Origin of the sequence: Streptomyces sp. NPDC037389, from assembly GCF_040636475.1 — a bacterium.
In the GTDB taxonomy this organism is placed as follows: domain Bacteria; phylum Actinomycetota; class Actinomycetes; order Streptomycetales; family Streptomycetaceae; genus Streptomyces; species Streptomyces hesseae.
This window is the reverse complement of the sequence record NZ_JBEZUS010000019.1, coordinates 35,933-58,908: the sequence shown is the minus strand read 5'-3', so window position 1 is coordinate 58,908 and position 22,976 is coordinate 35,933. Positions and strand designations below refer to the sequence as shown.

The window sequence follows — 22,976 nt, the reverse complement described above, 5'->3', positions numbered from 1 at the left end:
CTAGCCCCATGACGGAGACGACAGTCGGGATCGGCGGCGCGGCGGAGAGCACCGACATGGTGCTCAACATCGGGCCCCAGCACCCGTCGACCCATGGTGTGCTGCGACTGCGCCTCGTCCTGGACGGCGAGCGGGTCCGGAGCGCCGAGCCGGTGATCGGCTATATGCACCGGGGCGCGGAGAAGCTGTTCGAGGCGCGCGACTACCGCCAGATCGTCATGCTCGCCAACCGGCACGACTGGCTGTCGGCGTTCTCCAACGAGCTGGGCGTCGTCATCGCCGTCGAGCGGATGCTCGGCATGGAGGTCCCCGAGCGCGCGGTGTGGACGCGCACGCTGCTGGCCGAGCTGAACCGGGTGCTCAACCATCTGATGTTCCTCGGCTCGTATCCACTGGAGCTCGGCGGCATCACCCCGGTCTTCCACGCGTTCCGCGAGCGCGAGGAGCTCCAGACGGTCATGGAGGAGGTCTCCGGCGGCCGGATGCACTACATGTTCAACCGCGTCGGCGGCCTGAAGGAGGACCTGCCCGCGGGCTGGCTCGGCCGGGCCCGCCACGCGATCGCCGAGGTGCGCTCGCGGATGGACGTGTACGACCGGCTGGTCCTCGGCAACGAGATCTTCCGGGGGCGGACGCGCGGCGTCGGCGTCCTCTCGCCGGAGGCCGTCCACGCGTACGGGGTGAGCGGGCCGATCGCCCGCGCCTCCGGTGTCGACTTCGACCTGCGGCGCGACGAGCCGTACCTCGCGTACGGCGAGCTGGGCGACGTCCTGAAGGTCGTCACCCACGAGGAGGGCGACTGCCTGGCGCGCTTCGAGTGCCTGCTGGAACAGACCCACAACTCGCTGGACCTGGCCGACGCCTGCCTGGACCGGATGGCCGAGCTGCCGCCCGGCCCGATCAACCAGCGGCTGCCCAAGGTCCTCAAGGCCCCGGAGGGCTCGACCTACGTCTGGACCGAGAACCCGCTGGGCCTCAACGGCTACTACCTCGTCTCCAAGGGCGACAAGACGCCCTGGCGACTGAAGCTCCGGTCGGCCTCGTTCAACAACATCCAGGCCCTGACCGAGCTCCTGCCGGGGACGCTGGTCGCGGACATGGTGGCGATCCTGGGCTCGCTGTTCTTCGTCGTCGGCGACATCGACAAGTAGCCGGCGGCGTACGTACGAGACGGAGAGGGCCCGGGGCTTTGCCCCGGGCCCTCTCTTGTTGGTGCGTTGGCGCGTTGGTGCTTGCGGCCGCTACGAGATCGCGCTGCGCAGCTCGACGACGTCGATCTGCTCGGTGTCGTCGTGCGCGGTGAGGTCGATGACCTTGCCGTCCGCGTCCTTCTCCACGCCCTTCTCCACTCCGGCCGCGTCGGCGAGGACCTCCTCGCCGACGACGTCCGCGAGGTCCTGCTCCTCGACGGCCTTCGCGGCCGGCGAGTCGGCCTTCTTCTTGCCGGCGGCGGTGCCGAAGAAGTCGAAGCCGCCCGGCTGACGGCGAGCCGCCGGCACGACCGTCCCGGCGGGGCGGGCCGCGGGTGCGGGCGCCTTGGCCGACGCGGCCGCCTTGGCGGGCGGGGTGGCCTTGGCCTTGGCGGCGGCAGGCCGCGCGGCGGACTGGGGCTTCTGCGGGGCCTGGGCCTGCGCCTGCGCCTGGCCAGTGGCCTTGGGAGCGTTGGACGGCTGAGGCACGGCGGCCTTGACCGCTGCGGGCTGCCTGGCGGCCTGGGGCGCCTGCGGGGCCTGCGCCTGCCCGTTGGCCTGGGCCTGCCCGGTGGCCTTGGCCGCAGCGGACGTCTTCGCGGGCGTCGACGCCGTGACGGGCGCCGGAGCCTTGGCCGACTGCGCGGGCTTCACCGCGACGGGTGCCTTCACGGGCTGGGGAGCCTTCTCGGGTGCGGGCCGGTGGTCCGGTTGTGCCCGCCCGTCCCGCCCTGCGGGACGATTGCCCACAACCGGGCCGCGGCCCAGGGACTGGAGCGCGTTCGCCGCCTTGCGGTATGCCTCCGCGTTCAGCGGGGCCGGCTTGTCGGTCGCCGGCTTCTCGGTCGGCGTCTTGTCCTTCTCCAGCAGGCGGCGGCCCTCCATCGCGCTGGCCCGGCCGGTCTCGGCGGCGGCGTAGCGGCGCAGGAGGTCGGCGTGCTCGGTGCGGAGGCGGGCGAGTTCGGCGCGCTTGGCGCGGAGCTTGGACTCCAGGCCGGTGCGCAGCAGACGGGTCTCCTCAAGGTCCGTCTCCAGCTCGGCCACGCGTTCCTCGGTCTTCCACTCCTCCCGCGTACGGGCGGCGGTCAACTGGGCGACACTCCTGCCCGCGGCGCGGTCCCAGCGGCGCATCATCACCGAGCCGACCACCGTGGCCGCGGCGGCGGCGACGGCGAGGCCGCGAATGACAGCGGTTTCACCCACCGCCAGCGCACCCGCGGCGCAGGCGACAGATGTCGCGGCGACCGTCAGCGGGGGAAGAAGCCGATGGAGGGGGGCGGAATGGCGGTGGCGTCCTCGTGGCATGGCCTGAAACTTACCGTGCGTCGCGGCGAACGTGTGAGCCCACCGCCAAACTCTTCCCTTGATCTTACTTCTCCCCTACTCCGTCACTTCGTCAGAAGCTTCTTCTCCTTGAGGTACTGAGCGGCGACATCGGCGGGCTTGAGCCGCTCGGCGTCGACCTTCTTGTTGAGTTCGGTGAGATCGGCCGTGGTCAGCACCTTGTTCAGCTTGCCGAGCACATCCGCGATCTTCTGCGAACCCGCCTTCTTGGCATTCACGACGGGCAGGACGTTGTCCGCGTTCTGAAGCTTCTTGTCGTCCTCCAGAAGGACGAGTCCGAACTGCGCGAGCGTGGCGTCCGTGGTGGTGGTCAGCAGCAGTTGGTCCTTGCCGTCCTTGACCGCCTGCTTGGCCTGGGTGCTGCCGACCTCCAGCGGGTCGATACCCGCGACGTCCATGCCGTAGGTCTTCTCCAGGCCCGGCCGGCAGAAGGGCCGCTGGGAGCATTCGTCGCCCGCCGCGATCCGTACCTTCTCCTTCGACTTCCCAAGGTCGGAAAGCGTCTTGAGCTGGTGTTTCTTCGCGAACTCACCGGTAACCGCGAAGGCGTTCTGGTCGACCGCCGACCCGGCGTCCAGCACCTTCAGACCGCGCGGCTCGGCGAGTTTACGGAGGGCCTTGACCGTGGCTTCCGAGTCGCCCGAGGCGACCTGTGGGGCGTCCTTCCCGTTCTGCTTCTTGTTCAGGAATTCGGTGAGCGTCGCGGCATACTCCGGGACCACATCGATCTGGCCCTTCTCCAGCGCCGGCTCATACAGCTCCCGGGCGTCGACGGTCTGGATGGACGTCGAATATCCGGCGTCCTTGAGCAGCCCCGCGTATATCTCCGCGAGCACCTTCGACTCGGTGAAGGACGCCGAGCCGACGACCAGCGAATCCTTGCCCGATCCGGAGCTCCCGCCCTCCTTGGACTTCTCCAGGCTGTCGCCGCCGCACGCGGCGAGACCCGCCGTGAGGGCCGCGACGCCGGCCACCGCCAGCAGGGCGCGAGTGGTCCGCGCTCGACGCGGTGTCCTGGTCATACGAAACTCCATCCAGTCAGGCTTGAGCGTTCGTCATGCGGGGGCTTGTGTTGCGCGGGCGCGGCTCCGCAGGGGGTCCAGCCGTCGCTGGAGCAGAATGAAGGCGCCCTCCACCAGCAGCGCCAGCGCCGCCACCAGCACCGCCCCGGCCACCACCTGCGCGGTGTCCGTGAGCCGGAAGCCGGCCGTGATGACCCGGCCCAGGCCGCCGCCCCCGGGGAGCGCGGCGAGCGTGGTGGTGGCCACGACCTGGACGGCGGCGGACCGCACCCCGGTCACTATCAGCGGAAAGGCCAGGGGCAGCTCGACCCGGGCCATCACCTGACCGCCCGTCATGCCCATGCCCCGGGCGGCCTCGACCATGCCCCGGTCCACACCGCGCATCCCCACATAGGCATTGGTCAGCACCGGGGGTATCGCGAAAAGGACCAGCGCGATGATGGTGGGCCAGGAGCCGTGCGTACCGAGCGGGCTCAGCAGCAACAGCACCAGTACCGCGAACGTCGGCACCGCGCGGCCCGCGTTGGAGAGGTTGACCGCGAGGGCGCCCCCCTTGCCCAGATGACCGAGCAGCACCGCGACGGGCAGTGCGATGGCACACGCGATCAGCAGGCACGCGGCGGTCAGGAAGAGATGCTCCCCCAGCCGGTGCCAGACGCCGTCCGTGCCGGACCAGTTCGCACCGGTCGTCAGCCAGTCCCATGTCCGCCCGATGACGTCCATCAGACCACCACCGCCTCCTCGGCCGCGCGACGGTTCACCGCACGGCGGCCGGTCCGCGCCCAGGGCGTGAGCAGCCGCTGGGCGAACAACAGCAGGAGATCGGCGGCGACGGCCAGCGCGACGCACAGCACCGAGGCGGTGAGCACCTGCGCCTTGAAGTAGCTGCGCATCCCCTCGTAGATCAGATTGCCCAGCCCGCCGTAGCCGATGATCGCGCCCACCGTCGTGAGCGAGACGGTCGAGACCGTGGCGATCCGCACACCGGCCATCAGCGCGGGGACCGCCAGGGGCAGTTCCACCCCGAAGAGCAGCCGTATCGGCCCGTACCCCATGCCGCGCGCGGCCTCGCGGGCCTCCTCCGGCACGGCGGCGAGGCCGGCCAGGATGTTCCGCACGAGGATCGTCAGCGAATAGAGCACCAGGCCCGTCACCACGACGGCCGCCGACAGACCGAACACCGGCACCAGCAGCGAGAACATGGCCAGCGAGGGCACGGTGTAGAGAATCGTGGTCGCGCCGAGCACCGGGCCCTGGAACGCACGCCAGCGGCGCGCGAGCAGCGCCAGCGGGAAGGCGACGAGCAGGCCGATCGCCACGGACACCAGGGTGATGCCGACGTGCTGGAGCGTGGCGTCCGTCAGCTCCTGACCGCGCGTCCGCACATACTCGCCGCAGAACCAGTCGTTGGCGATCAGGCAGTTCTGACCCGCCATCCGTGCCTCACCTCCCCCTCGGCTTTCACGGTCGGTCACTGGCGACCCTAACCCGGAGCACTGACATTCGCCTCCGACGGGGACCCGACGGCAACATGTTCGAAGGACAGTACGGCGACAATGGGGAACCATGATCCGCTTCGAGCACGTCACCAAGCGCTACGCCGATGGCACGACCGCCGTGGACGACCTCTCCTTCGAGGTCGCGGAGGGCGAGCTGGTCACGCTCGTCGGACCGTCGGGCTGTGGCAAGACCACCACGATGAAGATGGTCAACCGGCTGATCGAGCCCACGAGCGGACGCATCCGGGTCGACGGCGAGGACATCGCCGGTGTGGACCCCGTCGAGCTGCGGCGCCGGATCGGCTATGTGATCCAGCAGGTCGGCCTCTTCCCCCACAAGACGGTCCTGGAGAACACCGCGACCGTGCCCCATCTGCTGGGCTGGCAGCGCAAGCGGGCCCGCGACCGGGCGGCCGAGCTCCTCGACCTCGTCGGGCTCGACCCGTCCGTCTACGGCGACCGCTACCCCGACCAGCTCTCCGGCGGCCAGCGCCAGCGCGTCGGAGTCGCCCGGGCGCTCGCCGCCGACCCGCCCGTCCTCCTGATGGACGAACCCTTCGGCGCGGTCGACCCGGTCGTGCGGGAGCGGCTCCAGAGCGAGTTCCTACGGCTCCAGTCACAGGTGCGCAAGACGGTGCTCTTCGTGACGCACGACATCGAGGAGGCGGTCCGGCTCGGCGACCGCATCGCGGTCTACGGCCACGGAAAAATCGAACAGTTTGACGCCCCGACGGTGGTGCTGGGCGCCCCCGCCACGCCGTACGTCGCCGACTTCGTGGGTGCGGACCGGGGCCTGAAGCGGCTGTCGGTGACGCCGATCGAGGCCGATGACCTGGAGCAGCCGCCGGTGGTCCACCTCGACGACCGGCTGTCCGACGCGCGGGCGCGGCTCACGGCGGACGACGCGCGCTGGGCCGTCGTCCTGGACGACGCGGACCGGCTGCACGGCTGGGTCTCCGCCGACGCGATCGCTTCCGGCTCGGGGACGACACGGGTGCGGGAGCGGGCGCGGCGCATGGACGCGTGGCTGCCGCTGGGGGCGTCGCTGAAGCAGGCGTTCAGCACGATGTTGCAGCATGACGCAGGGTGGATCGCGGTGCTCGACGGGGACCGGGCGGATCACTTCCTGGGGGTCCTGACCCCCGCCCGTCTGCACGAGGCGCTGCGGCGGTCCATCGAGGCGGACGCCCGTGGAGCTGCGCGCAGTGAGGCGCGTGTGGAGACTGTGCCCAGTACGTGACCCGGCACCGGGGGTGCCCCGGGTGGTGCGGCCGGTGGGCCCGGTTGTGCCCACCCTCCCCCGGCTACCGCCGGGAGGTGCCCCCATCGCCCTGCGGGACGATTGCCCACAACCGTCAGCCGGTGCTCTCTTCCTCGTCCTCCGGGAGCTTGCAGACTCGCTCCATGAAGAACGCCGCCGCTATCACGCAGGCGCCCGCCAGGACGGACGCGCCCGCGTAGATCGCCTGGTCCCGGCGGGCGGGGACGTCGAGGCCGTCCATCAGGAGGAAGGCGCCCACTCCGCCGTACATACCCCCGACCAGGGCCGCGACCAGGGCGCTGGCCTGGCCGAAGACCAGCGCTCGCGCGGCCAGCAGGGGGTCGACGCCCTTCGCGCCCGCCCGGCGCTCGCGCTGGGCACGCAGCCGGGCGCGCAGGGACAGGGCCGTGGCGAAGAGGACCACCGCGATGACGCCCAGCACGATGGGCGCCGCCACCGGCACGCTGGGCAGCGTGCCGAAGGAGTCCCACAGGCGGGCGGCGGCCCATGAGAGGACCCCGGCCACGGCGAAGAGGCCGGCCAGCACCCCGATCCGAAGTTGCTTCACCGAGCTGTCGCCCCTCTTCGTCATGCGGAAAAACTACGTAGGCCCAACGGCTACTCGGGCAGCCGCAGTTCCAGGTCGGCGCGCGGCGCCACGCCCTCACGGCCGATACCGGCCAGCAGCTCGCTCACCGAGCCATGGCCCGGGACCACGGCCTCGGGGTCCACGTCGTACCACGGGGCGAGCACGAAGGCACGCTCGTGGGCGCGCGGATGCGGCAGTGTCAGCACCGGGTCGTCGGAGACGACGTCCTGGTACGTGACGATGTCGACGTCGAGCGTACGGGGGCCCCAGCGCTCGTCCCGCACCCGCTCGAAGGCCTCCTCGATCGCGTGACCGCGCTCCAGCAGGGAGTCCGGCGGGAGCGTGGTCTTCACCAGCACCACCGCGTTGAAATACGTCGGCTGGGCGCCCGGCTCGACGCCCCAGGGCTCCGTCTCGTAGACCGGGGAGACGGCTTTGACGCGCAGACCGGGGGTGTCCTCCAGCGCGTCGATCGCGCCCTGGAGGGTCTCCAGGCGGTTGCCCAGATTGCTGCCGATGGAGATCACGGCGCGCTTGGGATTGCTCAGGGTCACATCGGCCGCGTCCACCCGCTCCACCACGGAGGCGGGCACCGGCTGCACGGTCGGGTCGCTGCTGCTCATACTCGGCTCCGGGTGATAGTGATCGTCACATCGTCGAAAGGAACGGTGATGGGGGCGTCCGGCTTGTGCACGACGACCTCGACCTCCCGCACCGCCTCGTGCTTGAGGCACTGCTGGGCGATCCGCTCGGCGAGGGTCTCGATGAGGTCGACGGGCTCGCCCTGGACGACGTCCACGACCTCCTCGGCCACGATGCCGTAGTGCACGGTCTTCGCGAGGTCGTCGTCGGCCGCGGCGGGCCGGGTGTCCAGGCTCAGCACCAGGTCCACGATGAAGGTCTGGCCTTCTTCGCGTTCCTTGGGGAACACCCCGTGGTGGCCGCGAGCCTTCAAGCCGCGCAGCGCGACACGATCCACACGAATCACTCCTGCTGGTTGTCGGTAAGGGCCCGCCTTCGACCAGGTTGCCCATCTTCGAATCTACCTGCGGGCACCGACAGCGCCCGACCTCGGGTGCCGGGCGGTTCGCGCCGCGCTTACCCGAAGATCCACGTGCTCAACCCCTACCCGGGTGCCGGGCAGCTCGAACGAGTGGCCACTTTTCCTCACACTGACGTGTGGCGCCGTGACGGCCGTCACGCACCCGAGGTCTATGCGCCCGACTCGGAGGAATCGTCGTCCTCCTCGTCCTCCCGCCCCGCGAGCACGGGCGAGCCGTGGTGGGACCACACCTTCCACCCGTCGCCCACCCGCCGGAAGACATTGGTGGCCACGACGAGCTGGCCGACCAGCGGGCCGAGCTCGCCCTCGGTCTCCGAGGGGGCACCGCTGAGGATGTTCTCCGTGCAGGTCACCAGGGCCGTGTCACCGACGACCACGATCTCCACATCGGTGAGGAAGAACTGGATGTAGTCCGTGCTCGCCATGATCAGGGCGTAGGAGCGCAGCACCTCGCTCCGGCCGCGGAGCACGGGCCAGCCGGGGTGGACGCAGGAGACCTCGGTACCGGAGTCGTCCAGCCAGAGCCGGTCCATGGCGGCCGTGTCGCCACGCTCCATCGCCTCGTAGAGGGCGGTGTTCGCCAGCTCGACCTGCTCCGCGTCCGTACGGGCGGTGCTCACTCAGGCCCCCTCGGCGGTGCGGTGAACGGCGTCCGGGGAGATTCCCGCGAGCTCCACCGCCCGGATCACCCGGACGGCGTCGGCGCTGGCCCGTACCTCATGGACCCGGACCGCCCAGGCGCCCTCGCGCGCGGCGAGCGCCGAGACGGCGGCCGTGGCGGCGTCCCGCTCGCGGGCCGGCGGCGGATCGCCGTCGGGGCCGGCCAGCACCCGGCCCAGGAAGCGCTTGCGGGAGGCGGCCACCAGCATCGGCAGCTCCAGCTCCCGGCGGAACCGGTCGAGCCCGGCCACCAGGGCGAGATCGTGCTCGGCGTGCTTGGCGAAGCCCAGGCCGGGGTCCACGACGATCCGGTCCGGCTCGATGCCGCCGTCGACCACCGCGTCCAGCCGCCGGCGCAGCTCGTCGACGACGTCGCCGAGCACATCGGGCCCGTAGACCGCGCGATTGTTCATGTCGGCGCTGAAGCCCCGCCAGTGCATCACCACGAACGGCACCCCGGCGGCGGCCACCACCGGCACCATCGAGGGGTCGGCGAGACCGCCGCTCACATCGTTGACCAGCACCGCGCCCGCCTCCACAGCGGCCTCGGCGACGGCGGCCCGCATGGTGTCCACCGAGACGACCACGCCCTCGCCCGACAGCTCGCGGACCACCGGGACCACGCGGCGGAGCTCCTCCTCCTCGTCGATCCGCACCGCGCCCGGGCGGGTGGACTCGCCGCCCACGTCGACCAGGTCGGCGCCGGCGGCGGTGAGCTCCAGGCCCCGCTTGACCGCCAGCTCGGTGTCGAACCAGTGACCGCCGTCGGAGAACGAGTCGGGGGTGACGTTCACCACGCCCATCACCGCACAGCGGTCCCACTCGGGCAGTCCGACCGGCCCGATACGGCCACGCAACGTACTCATGGAACCAGCCTAGGGCGTGCGACAAGGCCGGTGAACGACGCGACCCCTCCCCGGCGGGAGGCCGGGGAGGGGTCGCGGGGCGCTGTCGGCGCATGTCACGCGGCGCGCGTGACCTCGCTCTGCTCGGGAGCCTCCTGGTCCGACAGGAACTCCTCCGGCGGGGCCGGGCGACGGCGCAGCAGGCGCGGCAGCTCCAGGAAGCCCTCCGCCTGCATCATGGCGAAGCCGATGCGGGGCAGGTCGCGGCTGTTCGGGAAGACGATGAAGCGGGGCTCCCAGCGGGGCCGGAACTTCTCGTTGAACTTGTACAGCGACTCGATCTGGAACCAGCGCGAGAGGAAGATCAGCACCGCGCGCTGGACACGGACCACCGGGCCCGCGCCCAGCTTGCCGCCGCGCTCCAGGGCGGAGCGGAAGAACGCGAAGTTCAGCGACAGACGCTTGATCTTGAGCTCGGGCGCGGCCTGGAGGAAGGCCACGATCAGCAGCTCGTTCATGCCCGGGTCGGCGCTGCGGTCGCGGCGCATCAGCTCCAGCGAGCTGCCGTCCTTGCCCCACGGCACGTAGTGCTGCATGGCGCGGAGGTCGCCGAAGGGGAGGTCCTCGCCCTCCTCCGGGTCCTTGTGGGCGGTCGCGATGATCGCGTCCAGGTCCTTGGGGTCGCCGATGCGGCCCAGGGCCATGGAGAAGCCGCGCTCGTCCTCGGTGTCGCGCCAGGCGTTGGCGGCCTTCTGGACGGCCTCCAGCTCCTCGGGGGTCAGGTCGCCGACGCGGCGCACCTTGGTGGAGTAGCCGTTGCGCTCGATGCGCTTGACCATCTGGCGGACGTTGCGCATGGAGCGGCCGGTCAGGCTGAAGTCGGCCACGTCGACGATGGCCTCGTCGCCCATCTCCAGGGCGTCCAGACCGGTCTCACGGGCCCAGACCTCACCACCGGTCTCGCTGCAGCCGGCGACGGCGGGGGTCCAGGAGTGACGCTTGGCCAGCTCCATGAACTTCTCGATGGCACCCGGCCAGGCCTCGACGTCACCGATGGGGTCGCCGCTGGCGAGCATCACGCCGGAGACGACGCGGTACGAGACGGCGGCCTTGCCCGACGGGGAGAAGACGACGCTCTTGTCGCGGCGCAGGGCGAAGTGGCCGAGCGAGTCGCGCTCACCGTGCTTGGCCAGCAGCTCGCGCAGCTTGTCCTCGTCCTCCTCGGTGAGGAGGGGGGCCGGGTAGGCGGGGCGGAAGGCCAGGAAGGCGGTGGTGAGGACGGTCAGCAGGCCGAGTGCGCCCAGCGAGTAGCCGACGGTGTAGTCGACGTGGTCGGTGTAGCGGATCGAGCCCTCGAAGCCGAAGAGGCCCCAGAGGACGTGCTCGAGCTGCTCCAGCACCGGCGGGTCGCCGATCATCTTGTTGGCGTGGGAGCCGACGATCACCCAGCCGAGGCCGAAGCTGACGCCACCCATGAGGATCAGGTTGGCCAGCGCCTTCCAGCGGCTGCGGGAGTCGGGCAGCGCGCCGAAGGACTTCTTGTGGCGCAGCAGGTAGATGAAGAGCAGCAGGGAGAGGATCGCGCCGATCCGGGAGTGGCGGTAGATCAGCTGCGCTGCGGCACCGATGGGCAGCAGGACCACGGCGGCCAGCCAGGCCTGCTGTTTGGCGCGCTTCAGGCCGTGGGCGATCATCAGCAGCAGGATGCCGACGATGATCGAGCCGGCGGCCGCCAGCTGGGTCACGGAGCCGGGCAGCACCTCGGAGAGGGCGTGCACCCTGCTCCACCGGAACCGGGGGATGACCCCGGCCGCGATGTCGGCGAGGCCGATGAGGGCCCCGATCGTGCCCACGACGGCAGGCACGTTCTCGGGCTTGGGCCCTTTCACGAAACGCGCAAGCCCCGCGAGCCTCTTCGATCCCGAAGGAACCTCGTCGGACTTTTTGCCATCTACCCTGACAGACATCTCTTCCCGTCGTCCTGTCGAGTGGGCCTGCGCCATTCAGCGGCAGCACCCGGACAATGTGCGCCCTGTAGGACGACGGTTTCGGGGTTGAGGTTCCGTGGGGGGCCGAGCCCGGGAAGAAGTAACCATTCCGCGACCCCGCGCGCCGGGGCGCTCGGCAGAAAGCACCTCATGGGTCTCACCAGCATGGCAGTACTGATCATTGCCATCGTGGCTGCGGTCGTGCTGTTCGCATTGACCATTTGGCTCTGGCCCCGTCTGGGCAAGAAGGGCATCGGTTCCGTTCTGGCCCGCGTGGGCATGATGATCGCCACACAGCTGTCGCTGTTCGCGGCGATCGGCCTCTGGGCCAACCAGTCCTTCGGCTTCTACGGCTCCTGGGCCGACCTCTTCGGTCAGGTCAAGAACGAGGGCGTGGTCGTCGACCACAGCGCCGGGGCCAAGCGGGTGCAGGTGGTCAGCGCCCAGCAGGTCAAGGTGCCGCGCGGCAATGTGCCCCGGGTCGGCGGCAAGATCGAGAAGATCAACATCGTGGGCCCCGAGTCCAGGATCTCCAGCCCGGCGTATGTCTATCTGCCCCCGGAGTACTTCCAGCCGCAGTACGCCAACAAGACCTTTCCCGCCTCCGTCGCGCTGACCGGCTACCCGGGCACCGCCGAGGCGCTGATCCAGGGTCTGGACTACCCGGTGCGGGCGCACAAGCTGGCCAAGGACAAGAAGATGCAGCCCACCATCCTGGTGATGATGCGTCCCACCGTCGCTCCGCCGCGTGACACCGAGTGCATGGACATACCCGGCGGCCCGCAGACCGAGACGTTCTTCGCCAAGGATCTGCGCAAGGCCATATCGGAGCACTACCGCGTCGGCGACAAGGCCAAGAACTGGGGCATGATCGGCGACTCCACCGGCGGCTACTGCGCGCTGAAGATCGCGATGCGCCACCCCGACGCGTACAGCGCGGCCGCCTCGCTCTCCGGCTACTACAAGGCCCCGCAGGACCCGACGACCGGCTCCCTCTTCGGCGGCAACAAGCAGCTGGAGCAGGAGAACGACCTGCTGTGGCGCCTGAAGCACAAGAACCTGCCGCCCGTCTCGCTGCTGGTGACCACCAGCAAGAAGGGCGAGCACAACTACAAGGACACGATGAAGTTCATCGAGATGGCGGCGAAGTCGCCCACTCGGGTTTCGTCGATCGTCCTCGACAGCGGTGGGCACAACTTCAACACGTGGCGGCGTGAGCTGAACCCGACGCTGAAGTGGATGGGCAGCCGGCTTTCCGCGTAGCGGTAGTTCCGAGCCGAGCGCGCTGCTGCCGGACACACGAAAGGGGCCCGTCGCATGACGGGCCCCTTTCGTGTGTCCGGCAGCAGCCGTGGGTCAGCGGGCCATGATCAGGCTCATCGCCTCGGCGCGCGTCGCGGGGTCGCGGAGCTGGCCTCGGACCGCCGAGGTCAGCGTCTTGGCGCCGGGCTTGCGGATGCCCCGCATGGACATGCACATGTGCTCGCACTCGATGACCACGACGACACCGCGCGGCTCCAGGATCTCCATCAGGGAGTCCGCGATCTGCGTGGTGAGTCGCTCCTGCACCTGCGGGCGGCGGGCGTAGACGTCCACCAGCCGGGCCAGCTTCGACAGGCCCGTGATCTTGCCACTGGTCGAGGGGATGTAGCCGACGTGCGCCACACCGTGGAAGGGGACGAGGTGGTGCTCGCAGGTGCTGTACACCTCGATGTCCCGGACCAGCACCATCTCGTCGTGCCCGAGGTCGAAAGTGGTGGTCAGCACGTCCTGCGGCTCCTGCCACAGGCCGGCGAATATCTCCTTGTAGGCCCGGGCCACCCGCGCCGGGGTCTCCCGCAGGCCTTCCCGGTCGGGGTCCTCACCGACCGCGATCAGCAGCTCGCGGACGGCGTTCTCGGCCCGCTTCTCGTCGAATTCGCCGATGGAGCCCTCGGCGTCCAGCGTCACCGGGTCGGTCATGGGCTTGCCTCGTTCTCTCGTACGTCGCGCCGTGTGCGGCCCCTGCGGAGCACCTCGGACCGCGCGCATATGCGCGATGCCGCGCCCCCAAGGCTAAAACCTGGGTGACGCGGCATCCATTCCGGGCCCTTCGGGAGCCCGGGGGGGCTCAGCTCTCCGGGGTGGCGGAGCTGTCCTTGTGGAGCTCCACCGTGTCGACGGGGGCGGCCCCGTTGTTGGTGGGAGCGAGCTCCTTGGGGGTGAGCACCGGCGGGCGGGTGGAGGGCGTACGGCGCGAGGAGCCGGTCCACGCCGGGCGGGCCGGGCGCTTCACGACGTGCCGGAAGATCTCGGCGATCTCCTCCTTGTTCAGCGTCTCCTTCTCCAGGAGGGCCAGAACCAGGTCGTCGAGGATGTCGCGGTTCTCGACGAGGATCTCCCACGCCTCGTTGTGCGCGGTCTCGATGAGCTTCTTGACCTCTTCGTCGACCAGCCCGGCGACCTCTTCGGAGTAGTCCCGCTGGTGCGCCATCTCACGGCCCAGGAAGGGCTCGGAGTTGTCGGAGCCGAACTTGATCGCGCCGAGGCGCTCGGTCATGCCGTACTGGGTGACCATCGCGCGGGCCGTGGCGGTGGCCTTCTCGATGTCGTTGGCCGCGCCCGTGGTCGGGTCGTGGAAGACGAGCTCCTCGGCCGCGCGGCCGCCCAGCATGTAGGCCAGCTGGTCGAGCATCTCGTTGCGCGTGGTGGAGTACTTGTCCTCGTCGGGCAGGACCATGGTGTAGCCGAGCGCGCGACCCCGGGACAGGATCGTGATCTTGTGGACCGGGTCGGAGTTCGGCGAAGCCGCCGCGACCAGGGCGTGACCGCCCTCGTGGTACGCGGTGATCTTCTTCTCCCGGTCGCTCATGATCCGGGTCCGCTTCTGCGGACCGGCCACGACGCGGTCGATCGCCTCGTCCAGGCTGTGGTTGTCGATCAGCTTGCGGTCGCTGCGGGCCGTCAGCAGGGCGGCCTCGTTCAGCACGTTCGACAGATCGGCACCGGTGAAACCGGGGGTGCGGCGGGCGACGGCGGCCAGGTCGACGTCGGGCGCGACCGGCTTGCCCTTCTGGTGGACCTTGAGGATCTCCAGACGGCCCTGCATGTCCGGACGATCGACGGCGATCTGCCGGTCGAAACGGCCCGGGCGCAGCAGCGCCGGGTCGAGGATGTCCGGGCGGTTGGTGGCGGCGATCAGGATGACGCCGCCCTTGACGTCGAAGCCGTCCATCTCGACGAGCAGCTGGTTGAGCGTCTGCTCGCGCTCGTCGTGACCACCGCCGAGACCGGCGCCGCGGTGGCGGCCCACCGCGTCGATCTCGTCGACGAAGACGATGGCCGGGGCGTTGGCCTTGGCCTGTTCGAAGAGGTCACGGACGCGGGAGGCGCCCACACCGACGAACATCTCGACGAAGTCGGATCCGGAGATCGAGTAGAACGGGACGCCCGCCTCGCCGGCGACGGCGCGCGCGAGCAGGGTCTTGCCCGTACCGGGCGGGCCGTAGAGCAGCACACCCTTGGGGATTTTGGCGCCGACGGCCTGGAACTTCGCGGGCTCCTGGAGGAACTCCTTGATCTCCTGGAGCTCCTCGACGGCCTCGTCGGAGCCGGCCACATCGGCGAAGGTGGTCTTGGGGGTGTCCTTGGTGATCAGCTTGGCCTTGGACTTCCCGAAGTTCATCACCCGGGAGCCGCCGCCCTGCATCTGATTCATCAGGAACAGGAAGACCACGACGATCAGGACGAAGGGCAGCAGCGAGAGCAGCACCCCGACGAAGGGGTTCTGCTTCGACGTCGAGACGTTGTAGCCCTCGGGCAGCGTCTTCGGGTCGTCGTCATCGGCCTTGGCCTGGAGGTCCTTGGAGATCTCCACGCCCTGGTCGCCGATGTAGTTGGCCTGGACCTTGCTGGAGCCCTTGATCTTCTGGCCGTTGATCAGCTCGATCTTGATCTTGTTCTCGTCGCCGGTCGTCAGCTCGGCCGATTTCACCAGGTTCTTGTCGATCGCATGTACGACCTGGCTGGTGTCCACCGACTTGTAGCCGCCGGACGAGCCGACGACCTGCATCAACACGACCACGGCGAGGACGGCCAGCACGATCCACATGACCGGCCCACGGAAGTAGCGCTTCACGTCCATCCATACGGGGCGCTCGGCGCCCCGTCCCTCCTGCCACAGTGAGGCACGGTCACCCCGGAATGAGGTGCCAGTGCATGCGGTGTCCTGCTCGACCTTTGAAAGGCTTGATTTGAAAGCCTGAAAAGACTGACCTTCGGACGGTACCCCAGCATTGTCACCCGACGCCGCCGCGGACGGTCAACAAACCCGCCCTCGCATGCTCCAACGGCGGAAAACCGGGATGGGTTCCCGAGCCGCCGGGGTACCGGCTCCATGACGGAGCGTGCTCAGCCGCCGTAGACGTGCGGCGCGAGCGTGCCCACGAAGGGCAGGTTGCGGTACTTCTCGGCGTAGTCGAGACCGTAACCGACGACGAACTCGTTGGGGATGTCGAAGCCGACCCACTTCACGTCGATGGCCACCTTCGCCGCCTCCGGCTTGCGCAGCAGCGTCACGACATTGAGCGACTCCGGCTCGCGCGAGCCCAGGTTCGACAGCAGCCACGACAGCGTCAGGCCGGAGTCGATGATGTCCTCGACGATCAGGACGTGCTTGCCCTTGATGTCGGTGTCCAGGTCCTTGAGGATGCGGACCACACCGGAGGACTGGGTGCCCGCGCCGTAGGAGGACACGGCCATCCAGTCCATGGTGAGAGGGGTGGACAGGGCGCGAGCCAGGTCCGCCATCACCATCACGGCGCCCTTGAGGACACCGACGATGAGCAGGTCCTTGCCCGCGTATTCCGCGTCGATCTTCGCGGCCAGCTCGGCCAGCTTCGCGTCGATCTCTTCCTTGGTGATGAGCACCGACTTCAGATCGGTGCCCATGTCCTTCTCGTCCACCCGCGCCACTCTCGCTCGTTCACGACCTTGTCGGGCCCGCGAGACGCGCTCCGCCCCGCTCGCATCAGCCCTGCCGGAGCACCAGTCTGCCACCCTGCCTGCGAACCGCGACGCGCCCGGGGAGGTTGATGGCCCCCTGGCCTCGCCAGCCGGTGATGAGCCGGTCCACCTCCTCCAGGTGCCGGGCGAAGAGCGAACCGGGCGGGGAGCCCGCCGCGATGGCCGCCCTGCGCAGCACCCGGCGGCGCACGGCGGGGGGCAGGGCGTAGAGCTTGGCGACCTCGAGATCGCCGGAGTCGTCGCGCACGGACGACTCCGCGGCGGCCGCCCAGGAGTCGAGGGCGTCGGCGTCGTCACGGGAGAGCTGGGCCGTCCGTGCGAGGGCCTCCACCACGCCCTTGCCGAGCGCCTTCTCCAGGACCGGCAGCGCCTCGTGACGGACCCGGGAGCGGGTGTAGGCCGGGTCGACGTTGTGGGGGTCGTCCCAGACAGGCAGGGACTGGACCATGCAGGCCTTCCGTGCGGTCTGCCGGTCCAGGCCCAGGAAGGGCCGGCGGTAGCGGCCGCCGACACCGGAGGCGGTGGCCATGCCGGACAGCGAGCGGATGCCGGAGCCCCGGGCGAGCCCCAGCAGCACCGTCTCGGCCTGGTCGTCACGGGTGTGCCCGAGCAGGATCGCGGCGGCGCCGTGGCGCTCGGCGACGGCGTCCAGCGCGGCGTAGCGGGCGTCACGGGCGGCGGCCTCGGGGCCGCCCTCCCGGCCGACGTCGACCCGCACGGCCTCGACGGGGTCGAGATCGAGGGCGGTGAGACGGCTGACGACCTCGGCGGCGCGGAGGTCGGAGCCCTGCTGGAGGCCGTGGTCGACGGTCACGCCACCGGCCCGGACCCCGAGGCGGGGGGCCTCGAAGGCGAGGGCGGACGCGAGCGCCATGGAGTCGGCGCCACCCGAGCAGGCCACCAGCACGAGCGGGGGCTCGCCGGCGCCCTGGGGTGAGGAGGAGGTGGGGGCCAGGGTGAGGACGTCGTGGAGAACGCGGCGGACCGCCAGGCGTATCGCCGCGACCGCGGGGTGTGGACCCATGTCCGTGTGTCCAATCGTTCCATGGGAGGGGGTGCCGGAGCCGGCGCCGGGGCCTTGCCGACTCCGAGTATCCGTCACGCTGCGTACGTCGATGGTGACAGAGACGAGCCTTTACCCGAGCATCGCACGCCCACCCTTGGCACACGGTCCCTCGGAAGGGTGATTACGGGAGCGTTCATCCGGTAGCAGGGCGTGACGGGGGTGGACGGAATCACCCGTCGGCCCGTCCGTGCACCCGTGCGACCCAGTCCGCCGGTTTGGCGATCTCGGACTTGGTCGGCAGCGTGTTCGGGGACGTCCAGACCCGGTTGAACCCGTCCATACCGACCTCGTCCACCACGGCGCGTACGAACCGCTCGCCATCACGGTACTGCCGCAGCTTGGCGTCCAGGCCCAGCAGCTTGCGCAGCGCCGCGTCCAGGCGCCCGGCACCGGTGGCCCGCCGCTTCTGGAACTTCTCCCGGATCTCGGCCACGGTCGGTACGACCCGCGGCCCCACGCCGTCCATCACATAGTCCGCGTGGCCCTCCAGCAACGACATCACGGCCGTCAGCCGCGCCAGGATCTCCCGCTGGGCGGGCGTCTGGACCAGTTCCACGATGCTGCGGCCGCCGCCCTCGTCCCCGTCCACCGGGGGCCGACCGCCCGCCAGCGACTGGGCGGCCTCCCGGATCCGTTCCAGCAGCGTCGCCGGATCGACCTCCGTCTCCCCCAGGAACCCCTGGATCTCCCCCTCGATGTGGTCCCGCAGCCACGGCACCGCCGTGAACTGCGTCCGGTGCGTCTCCTCGTGGAGGCACACCCACAGCCGGAAGTCGTGCGGGGCCACGTCGAGCTCGCGCTCGATCTGGACGATGTTCGGCGCCACGAGCAGCAGCCGGCCGCCGCCGGCCGGGGAGCCCGGCAGGTCGCGCGTCACCGGCGCGAACGTCTCGTACTGGCCCAGCACCCGGGACGCCAGGAACGACAGCAGCATCCCCAGCTCCACGCCGGTCACCTTGCCGCCGACCGCGCCCAGCACCGCCCCCGCGGGGGCGTTCGCACGCTTGTCCTGCATCTTCGCCAGCAGCGGGCCGATCAGGGCCCGGAAACCGGCGACGTTCGCCTTCACCCACCCCGCGCGGTCGACGACGAGGACGGGCGGCTGCGGGCCGCCGCTCCCCTCGGGGTGCGTCATCCGGGTGAACGCCCGGACGTGCTCCTCCGACGCGATCGCGTGCCGGCGCAGCTCCGCGACCACGTCGCGCGCCTCGTCCCGGCTGACTTCGGGCCCCGGCCGTACGAGCCGGGTCGCGGTCGCCACCGCGAGCTTCCAGTCGACCATCTCCGTACCACCGACGCTCGTCATGCCCTCACCGTACGTGCTGTGCTGGTGCCGGGTGGAGGGCTTTGGGCGGCTTGCGGGGCGACCCGCAACCCGCCGCGGCGGCGCTCGGCCACCCGCTACGAGCCCGGCGGTGCCGAACCCGCCCCGGCCAGCGCCGACGCCGCCCGGTCCAGCGCCTTCTGCGCCGCGTCCGCGTCCGTCGTCCCCGACGCCAGGAACGCGAAGGCCAGCAGCCGGCCGCCCGGTGTGACGACCGTGCCGGCCAAGGTGTTCACCCCGGTCAGCGTGCCCGTCTTGGCGCGGACGAGCGCGCGGCCCGCCGCGTCGCGCGGGTAGCGGTCGCGCAGGGTGCCGCTGAAGCCCGCCACGGGCAGGCCCGTGAGGACCGGCCGCAGGGCCGGGCGTCCGGGCTCCGCCGCCCGGGCCAGGACCAGGGCGAGGAACTCCGCCGACGCGCGGTCCGCGCGGTCCAGACCGCTGCCGTCGGCGATGTGGACGGCGGACATCGGCAGGCCCAGCGCCGCGAGCCGCTCCGTGACGGCCTGCGCCGCGCCCTCGAAGCTCGCCGGTTTGCCCGAGGCGAGCGCCGTCTGCCGCGCCAGCGCCTCCGCGATGTCGTTGTCGCTGTTGGTGAGCATGCGCTCCACCAGCGCGGACACCGGCGGGGACGCCACCGAGGCCAGCCGGGCCGCCTTCCCCTCCGCGCGCCCTTCCCCCGGCTCGCCGTCGACGTCCACGCCCTTGTCCCGCAGCAGCGCCGCGAACTTCCGGGCCGCGTCCGCCGCCGGTTCGGCCGTACGGTCGGCCGGCCCCCGGTCGGGGTCTCCCCCGGAGCCTTCGGCCTGGGAGGTACCCCCGAGGCGCCCCTCGTTGACCATCAGGGGGCTGACGGGGGCGATGTTGTCGTTGAGCCCGATCGTGTGGAGCACGGGGCCGGAGTAGCGCGAGACGTCGTACGCGAGCTTCACCTTGCCGGTGGTGCCGCGCGCCTTGAGCGCGCGGGCCGTGGCGTCGGCCAGGTCGCCGAGGCCGGCCGGGGTGAGCGTGGGGTCGCCGCCGCCCACCAGGACGACGCCGTCGCCGCCCGCGGCCACCACGGTCGTCTCGATGCGCCGCTCCGGCCCCACCACCGACAGCACGGCGGCCGCCGTGGCCAGCTTGACCGTGGAGGCCGGGGTGTAGGCGTCCGACTGCCCCACCCCGTACAGCCGCTCCCCGGTCGTGGCGTCGACGACCGCGGCCGCATGGTCGGAACCCAGCGCGGAGTCCTTCAGGAGGGGCTCCAGCGCCTCCGCGAGGCCGTCGGCGGAGCGCTTTCCTCCGCCGCGTACGGGCGCCAGTACGGGCGGCGCCGAGCCCGGCGCGCGTTCGCCGTCGGCGTGACGGGCGCCTCCGGGCCGTGCCGGGGCAGCGGCGAGGTCCCGTTCGGCCTTACGCTGACCCCCGTCCCAGGGCCCGGCGGCCGTCACCGCGCCGGTCGCCAGCGCCAGGCCGGCCACGGCGGACACCGCGGCGAACCGTGCGGTCCGCCGTTGTTCGCGAGAGGCGTCCCGCCACCATCCGACCTGTCGGCGTCCGGCCTGCGGCATCACGGACCAGCCCCTTTCGCCACCACACTCCTGCGTGGGGGACACTTAATCACCAGACGTATGTGTTGATCAGAAGGAGCCACCCGTGGAGTTCGACGTCACCATCGAGATCCCGAAGGGTTCGCGGAACAAGTACGAGGTGGACCACGAGACCGGTCGCATCCGTCTGGACCGCCGACTCTTCACCTCGACCAGCTACCCGGCCGACTACGGCTTCGTCGAGAACACCCTCGGCGAGGACGGCGACCCGCTGGACGCGCTGGTCCTTCTCGACGAGCCGACCTTCCCCGGTTGCCTCATCAAGTGCCGCGCCATCGGCATGTTCCGCATGACGGACGAGGCCGGCGGCGACGACAAGCTGCTGTGCGTCCCGGCGAACGACCCGCGCGTCGAGCACCTCCGTGACATCCACCACGTCTCGGAGTTCGACCGCCTGGAGATCCAGCACTTCTTCGAGGTCTACAAGGACCTGGAGCCGGGCAAGTCCGTCGAGGGCGCCGACTGGGTCGGCCGCGCGGAGGCCGAGGCGGAGATCGAGGCGTCCTACAAGCGCCTTGAGGCTTCGGGTGGGGCCCACCACTGACGCTCTGACGCGTACCAAGTGACCGGATCGGCTTGAGGCCGGTCCGGCACCTCCCCCGGCTACCGCTGGGAGATACCCCCATACCGCCGTAGTGGCCGAGCGCCGCTGCGGCGGTTTTTGGGTTGGCCCGGTCCCGCCCCTTTCCCGGAACCGGGGCTGTGCCCCGGGCACCCGAGGGGCCCGCGCGTCAGAACCCGCGCGTCCGCTTCGCCGCACGGCGCGTCGCGCCCTCGCCCGGGACCTTCAGGAACATCCGGGACATCTCGCTCCCCAGGTTCACCCCGATCGCGATGGCCAGCGCCAGCGCCGCCGCCTTGGTGATCGCGGAGATTCCCGTGTTCAGCTCGTTCTTCGCGAAGTTCAGCAGCGCGAAGTACGTGGCACTACCCGGCAGCAGCGGGCCGATCGCCGCCGTCACGTACGGCAGCGCGGAGGTGTAGCGGTACCGCGACAGCAGCTGGCCGAAGAGGCCGACGAGCCCGGCCGCGATCGCCGTGGCGGGCACCGGGTCCAGCCCCGCCGTGTCCGCGAGCGCCCCGTAGACGACCCACGCGACCCCGCCGTTGAGCGTCACCAGCAGCACGGTGTGACGTTCCTGCTGGAGCAGCAGCGCGAACGCGAACACCAGCAGCATCGCCGCCACGATCTGGATGACGGGCCGTTCCCGGTGGACCAGCGCCGCCTCCGGGTTCAGCGTCTTCCCGCCGACGTGCACGCCCCCGTAGAGCACGACCAGCACACCGCAGACGATGCCCGCGATGAGGTAGCCGACCTCCAGCAGCCGCGCCGCCGCCGTGATGTAGAAGCCCGTGAGCCCGTCCTGGACACCCGCGACCAGCGCACGTCCCGGGATCAGGGCGAACAGCCCACCGGTGATCACCGCCGACGCCTGGACGGGCGTACCGGTGGCGCTCAGCGCCACGCCCATCGCCGCGGGCGGCATCGCCGCCGCCACGAACTGGTAGAACTCCGGCAGCCCACGCCCCGACGCCAGCCACGCCAGCCGGTCGCCCAGCATCGCCCCGGCCGCCGCCGCCAGGAACACCACGAGCCCGCCGCCCACGAGCAGGCTGGCCGCGCCCGCCAGCAGTCCGGAGGCGAGGGTGAGCGCCCAACTGGGGTACGGGTGACGGTTGCGGCGTATCTCGGCGAGGCGCCCGTACGCCTCCTCCAGGGTCAGCCCCTGCGTCGTGATGTCGTGGACGAGCCGGAAGACCGCCGCCAGCCGGTTGTAGTCCGTGCCGCGCCGACGCACCGTCCGGTTGGCGGTGACCGGGTCGTCGATGAGCGAGGGCTGGTAGCTGACGGTCAGCAGGGTGAACGTGACGGTCGGCTCGCAGCGCGCCAGCCCGTACGCGTGCGCGACGCCGAACATCGCCGCCTCCACGTCCTCGGCGCCCTCACCGCCCGCGAGCAGCAGCTCGCCGATGCGCAGCGTCAGGTCCAGGACGCGCGGCACGGGCGGGCCGGACTCCTCCGCGTGCTTCTCCGGCCGCTCGGGCACCGGCCGCTCCAGGACCGGCATGCGCAGCATCGTGCGCATCCGGTCCTGCCAGGGCGCCTCCTTGGTGAGGCTGACCTTGGGTATGCCGTACGGAGGGGTGTAGGCGGGGTGCGGCGCGACGACGCCCTTGGGGAGGGCGAACTCCGACGTGGGGTGGTCGTCCTCGGGCGGCGGGGCCGGCAGGGGCACGCCCAGGGGCGGAGTGAAGGCGCTGTGCGCTTCGTCGGACTGCGGTTTGCGGTCCTCGGTGCCCCGGCCGGGGTCACCGTCCTGGCTCGCCGTACCGCTGCCCCGCTGGCGTTCCACCACCACGTACTCCTCGGTGCGTCCCTCCTGTTACGGCCAGCATGCATGCAGGGCGATGGGCCCGCGCACCGGGGGCGGGAAAAACGGAGCGACGAACTCCCTGACGGATCCCTAATGTGCCGTTAACGACGAGAAGGTGCCACCCGGTCGGGTGGCACCTTCCGCTCGGCGCGGCGCT

21 protein-coding genes are annotated in these 22,976 nt (G+C 70.8%); 4 read left to right on the top strand and 17 right to left on the bottom strand.

Annotation, left to right across the window (positions count from 1 at the left end; all coding sequences use genetic code 11):
* The first annotated feature begins 8 nt into the window (after positions 1 to 8).
* Complete coding sequence (locus tag AB0E98_RS30435) at positions 9 to 1,151, top strand: NADH-quinone oxidoreductase subunit D (protein WP_361708870.1); 1,143 nt, start codon at positions 9 to 11, stop codon at positions 1,149 to 1,151.
* 90 nt (positions 1,152 to 1,241) lie between these two features.
* On the opposite strand, the gene AB0E98_RS30430 is transcribed toward AB0E98_RS30435, so the two are convergent.
* From AB0E98_RS30430 to AB0E98_RS30415, 4 genes are all read right to left on the bottom strand, one after another.
* Positions 1,242 to 2,393, bottom strand: a complete 1,152-nt coding sequence (locus AB0E98_RS30430; RefSeq protein WP_361708868.1) for a hypothetical protein — start codon at positions 2,391 to 2,393, stop codon at positions 1,242 to 1,244.
* Between the two features lie 185 nt (positions 2,394 to 2,578).
* Positions 2,579 to 3,556, bottom strand: a complete 978-nt coding sequence (locus AB0E98_RS30425) for an ABC transporter substrate-binding protein (RefSeq protein ID WP_361708866.1) — start codon at positions 3,554 to 3,556, stop codon at positions 2,579 to 2,581.
* 33 nt (positions 3,557 to 3,589) lie between these two features.
* Positions 3,590 to 4,279, bottom strand: coding sequence for an ABC transporter permease subunit (locus tag AB0E98_RS30420; protein WP_361708863.1), 690 nt, complete (start codon positions 4,277 to 4,279; stop codon positions 3,590 to 3,592).
* Complete coding sequence (locus AB0E98_RS30415) at positions 4,279 to 4,992, bottom strand: ABC transporter permease (protein ID WP_361708862.1); 714 nt, start codon at positions 4,990 to 4,992, stop codon at positions 4,279 to 4,281. The genes AB0E98_RS30420 and AB0E98_RS30415 overlap by 1 nt, the downstream gene beginning before the upstream one ends.
* A 130-nt stretch (positions 4,993 to 5,122) precedes the next feature.
* On the opposite strand from AB0E98_RS30415, the gene AB0E98_RS30410 reads away from it, so the two are divergent.
* Positions 5,123 to 6,295 carry a betaine/proline/choline family ABC transporter ATP-binding protein gene (locus tag AB0E98_RS30410; RefSeq protein ID WP_361708860.1) on the top strand — a complete coding sequence of 391 codons (1,173 nt, stop codon included), beginning with the start codon at positions 5,123 to 5,125 and terminating at the stop codon, positions 6,293 to 6,295.
* 115 nt (positions 6,296 to 6,410) lie between these two features.
* Here the strand turns inward: AB0E98_RS30410 and AB0E98_RS30405 are convergent, their stop codons facing one another.
* The 6 genes from AB0E98_RS30405 to AB0E98_RS30380 all read right to left on the bottom strand — a co-directional run bounded on the left by AB0E98_RS30405 (position 6,411) and on the right by AB0E98_RS30380 (position 11,440).
* Positions 6,411 to 6,884 (bottom strand): DUF3180 domain-containing protein, encoded by a 474-nt coding sequence (locus tag AB0E98_RS30405; protein ID WP_361708956.1) that lies wholly within the window; start codon positions 6,882 to 6,884, stop codon positions 6,411 to 6,413.
* Between the two features lie 50 nt (positions 6,885 to 6,934).
* Positions 6,935 to 7,528, bottom strand: coding sequence for a 2-amino-4-hydroxy-6-hydroxymethyldihydropteridine diphosphokinase (gene folK / locus AB0E98_RS30400; RefSeq protein ID WP_361708857.1), 594 nt, complete (start codon positions 7,526 to 7,528; stop codon positions 6,935 to 6,937).
* Positions 7,525 to 7,884 (bottom strand): dihydroneopterin aldolase, encoded by a 360-nt coding sequence (gene folB / locus AB0E98_RS30395; RefSeq protein WP_126915341.1) that lies wholly within the window; start codon positions 7,882 to 7,884, stop codon positions 7,525 to 7,527. The genes folK and folB overlap by 4 nt, the downstream gene beginning before the upstream one ends.
* A gap of 233 nt (positions 7,885 to 8,117) precedes the next feature.
* Positions 8,118 to 8,588, bottom strand: coding sequence for a nuclear transport factor 2 family protein (locus tag AB0E98_RS30390; RefSeq protein WP_361708855.1), 471 nt, complete (start codon positions 8,586 to 8,588; stop codon positions 8,118 to 8,120).
* Entirely contained in the window at positions 8,589 to 9,494 is a 906-nt protein-coding gene (gene folP, locus AB0E98_RS30385; protein ID WP_361708853.1) for a dihydropteroate synthase, read from the bottom strand. It lies immediately after the preceding gene.
* A gap of 95 nt (positions 9,495 to 9,589) precedes the next feature.
* Positions 9,590 to 11,440 (bottom strand): phosphatidylglycerol lysyltransferase domain-containing protein, encoded by a 1,851-nt coding sequence (locus AB0E98_RS30380; RefSeq protein ID WP_361708851.1) that lies wholly within the window; start codon positions 11,438 to 11,440, stop codon positions 9,590 to 9,592.
* A gap of 171 nt (positions 11,441 to 11,611) precedes the next feature.
* Between AB0E98_RS30380 and AB0E98_RS30375 the strand changes: the two genes are divergently transcribed.
* A complete protein-coding gene (locus AB0E98_RS30375; RefSeq protein ID WP_361708849.1) occupies positions 11,612 to 12,724 on the top strand; it encodes an alpha/beta hydrolase-fold protein in 1,113 nt (370 codons plus the stop codon).
* 93 nt (positions 12,725 to 12,817) lie between these two features.
* On the opposite strand, the gene folE is transcribed toward AB0E98_RS30375, so the two are convergent.
* The 6 genes from folE to dacB all read right to left on the bottom strand — a co-directional run bounded on the left by folE (position 12,818) and on the right by dacB (position 20,324).
* Positions 12,818 to 13,423 (bottom strand): GTP cyclohydrolase I FolE, encoded by a 606-nt coding sequence (gene folE, locus AB0E98_RS30370; protein ID WP_311614908.1) that lies wholly within the window; start codon positions 13,421 to 13,423, stop codon positions 12,818 to 12,820.
* Between the two features lie 148 nt (positions 13,424 to 13,571).
* Entirely contained in the window at positions 13,572 to 15,584 is a 2,013-nt protein-coding gene (ftsH, locus tag AB0E98_RS30365) for an ATP-dependent zinc metalloprotease FtsH (RefSeq protein ID WP_361708846.1), read from the bottom strand.
* 266 nt (positions 15,585 to 15,850) lie between these two features.
* The gene (gene hpt, locus AB0E98_RS30360) at positions 15,851 to 16,390 is read right to left on the bottom strand and encodes a hypoxanthine phosphoribosyltransferase (protein ID WP_126918123.1); all 540 of its coding nucleotides are present in this window, start codon (positions 16,388 to 16,390) and stop codon (positions 15,851 to 15,853) included.
* Between the two features lie 79 nt (positions 16,391 to 16,469).
* The gene (tilS, locus tag AB0E98_RS30355; protein ID WP_361708844.1) at positions 16,470 to 17,489 is read right to left on the bottom strand and encodes a tRNA lysidine(34) synthetase TilS; all 1,020 of its coding nucleotides are present in this window, start codon (positions 17,487 to 17,489) and stop codon (positions 16,470 to 16,472) included.
* Positions 17,490 to 17,700: 211 nt separating this feature from the next.
* On the bottom strand, positions 17,701 to 18,837 hold the full coding sequence (locus AB0E98_RS30350) for a zinc-dependent metalloprotease (protein WP_361708842.1): 1,137 nt from the start codon (positions 18,835 to 18,837) through the stop codon (positions 17,701 to 17,703).
* 95 nt (positions 18,838 to 18,932) lie between these two features.
* Positions 18,933 to 20,324 (bottom strand): D-alanyl-D-alanine carboxypeptidase/D-alanyl-D-alanine-endopeptidase, encoded by a 1,392-nt coding sequence (dacB, locus tag AB0E98_RS30345; RefSeq protein WP_361708840.1) that lies wholly within the window; start codon positions 20,322 to 20,324, stop codon positions 18,933 to 18,935.
* A gap of 166 nt (positions 20,325 to 20,490) precedes the next feature.
* Between dacB and AB0E98_RS30340 the strand changes: the two genes are divergently transcribed.
* Positions 20,491 to 20,988 (top strand): inorganic diphosphatase, encoded by a 498-nt coding sequence (locus tag AB0E98_RS30340; protein ID WP_126915332.1) that lies wholly within the window; start codon positions 20,491 to 20,493, stop codon positions 20,986 to 20,988.
* A gap of 187 nt (positions 20,989 to 21,175) precedes the next feature.
* Here the strand turns inward: AB0E98_RS30340 and AB0E98_RS30335 are convergent, their stop codons facing one another.
* Positions 21,176 to 22,798 (bottom strand): threonine/serine exporter family protein, encoded by a 1,623-nt coding sequence (locus AB0E98_RS30335; protein WP_361708954.1) that lies wholly within the window; start codon positions 22,796 to 22,798, stop codon positions 21,176 to 21,178.
* Positions 22,799 to 22,976: the final 178 nt, after the last annotated feature.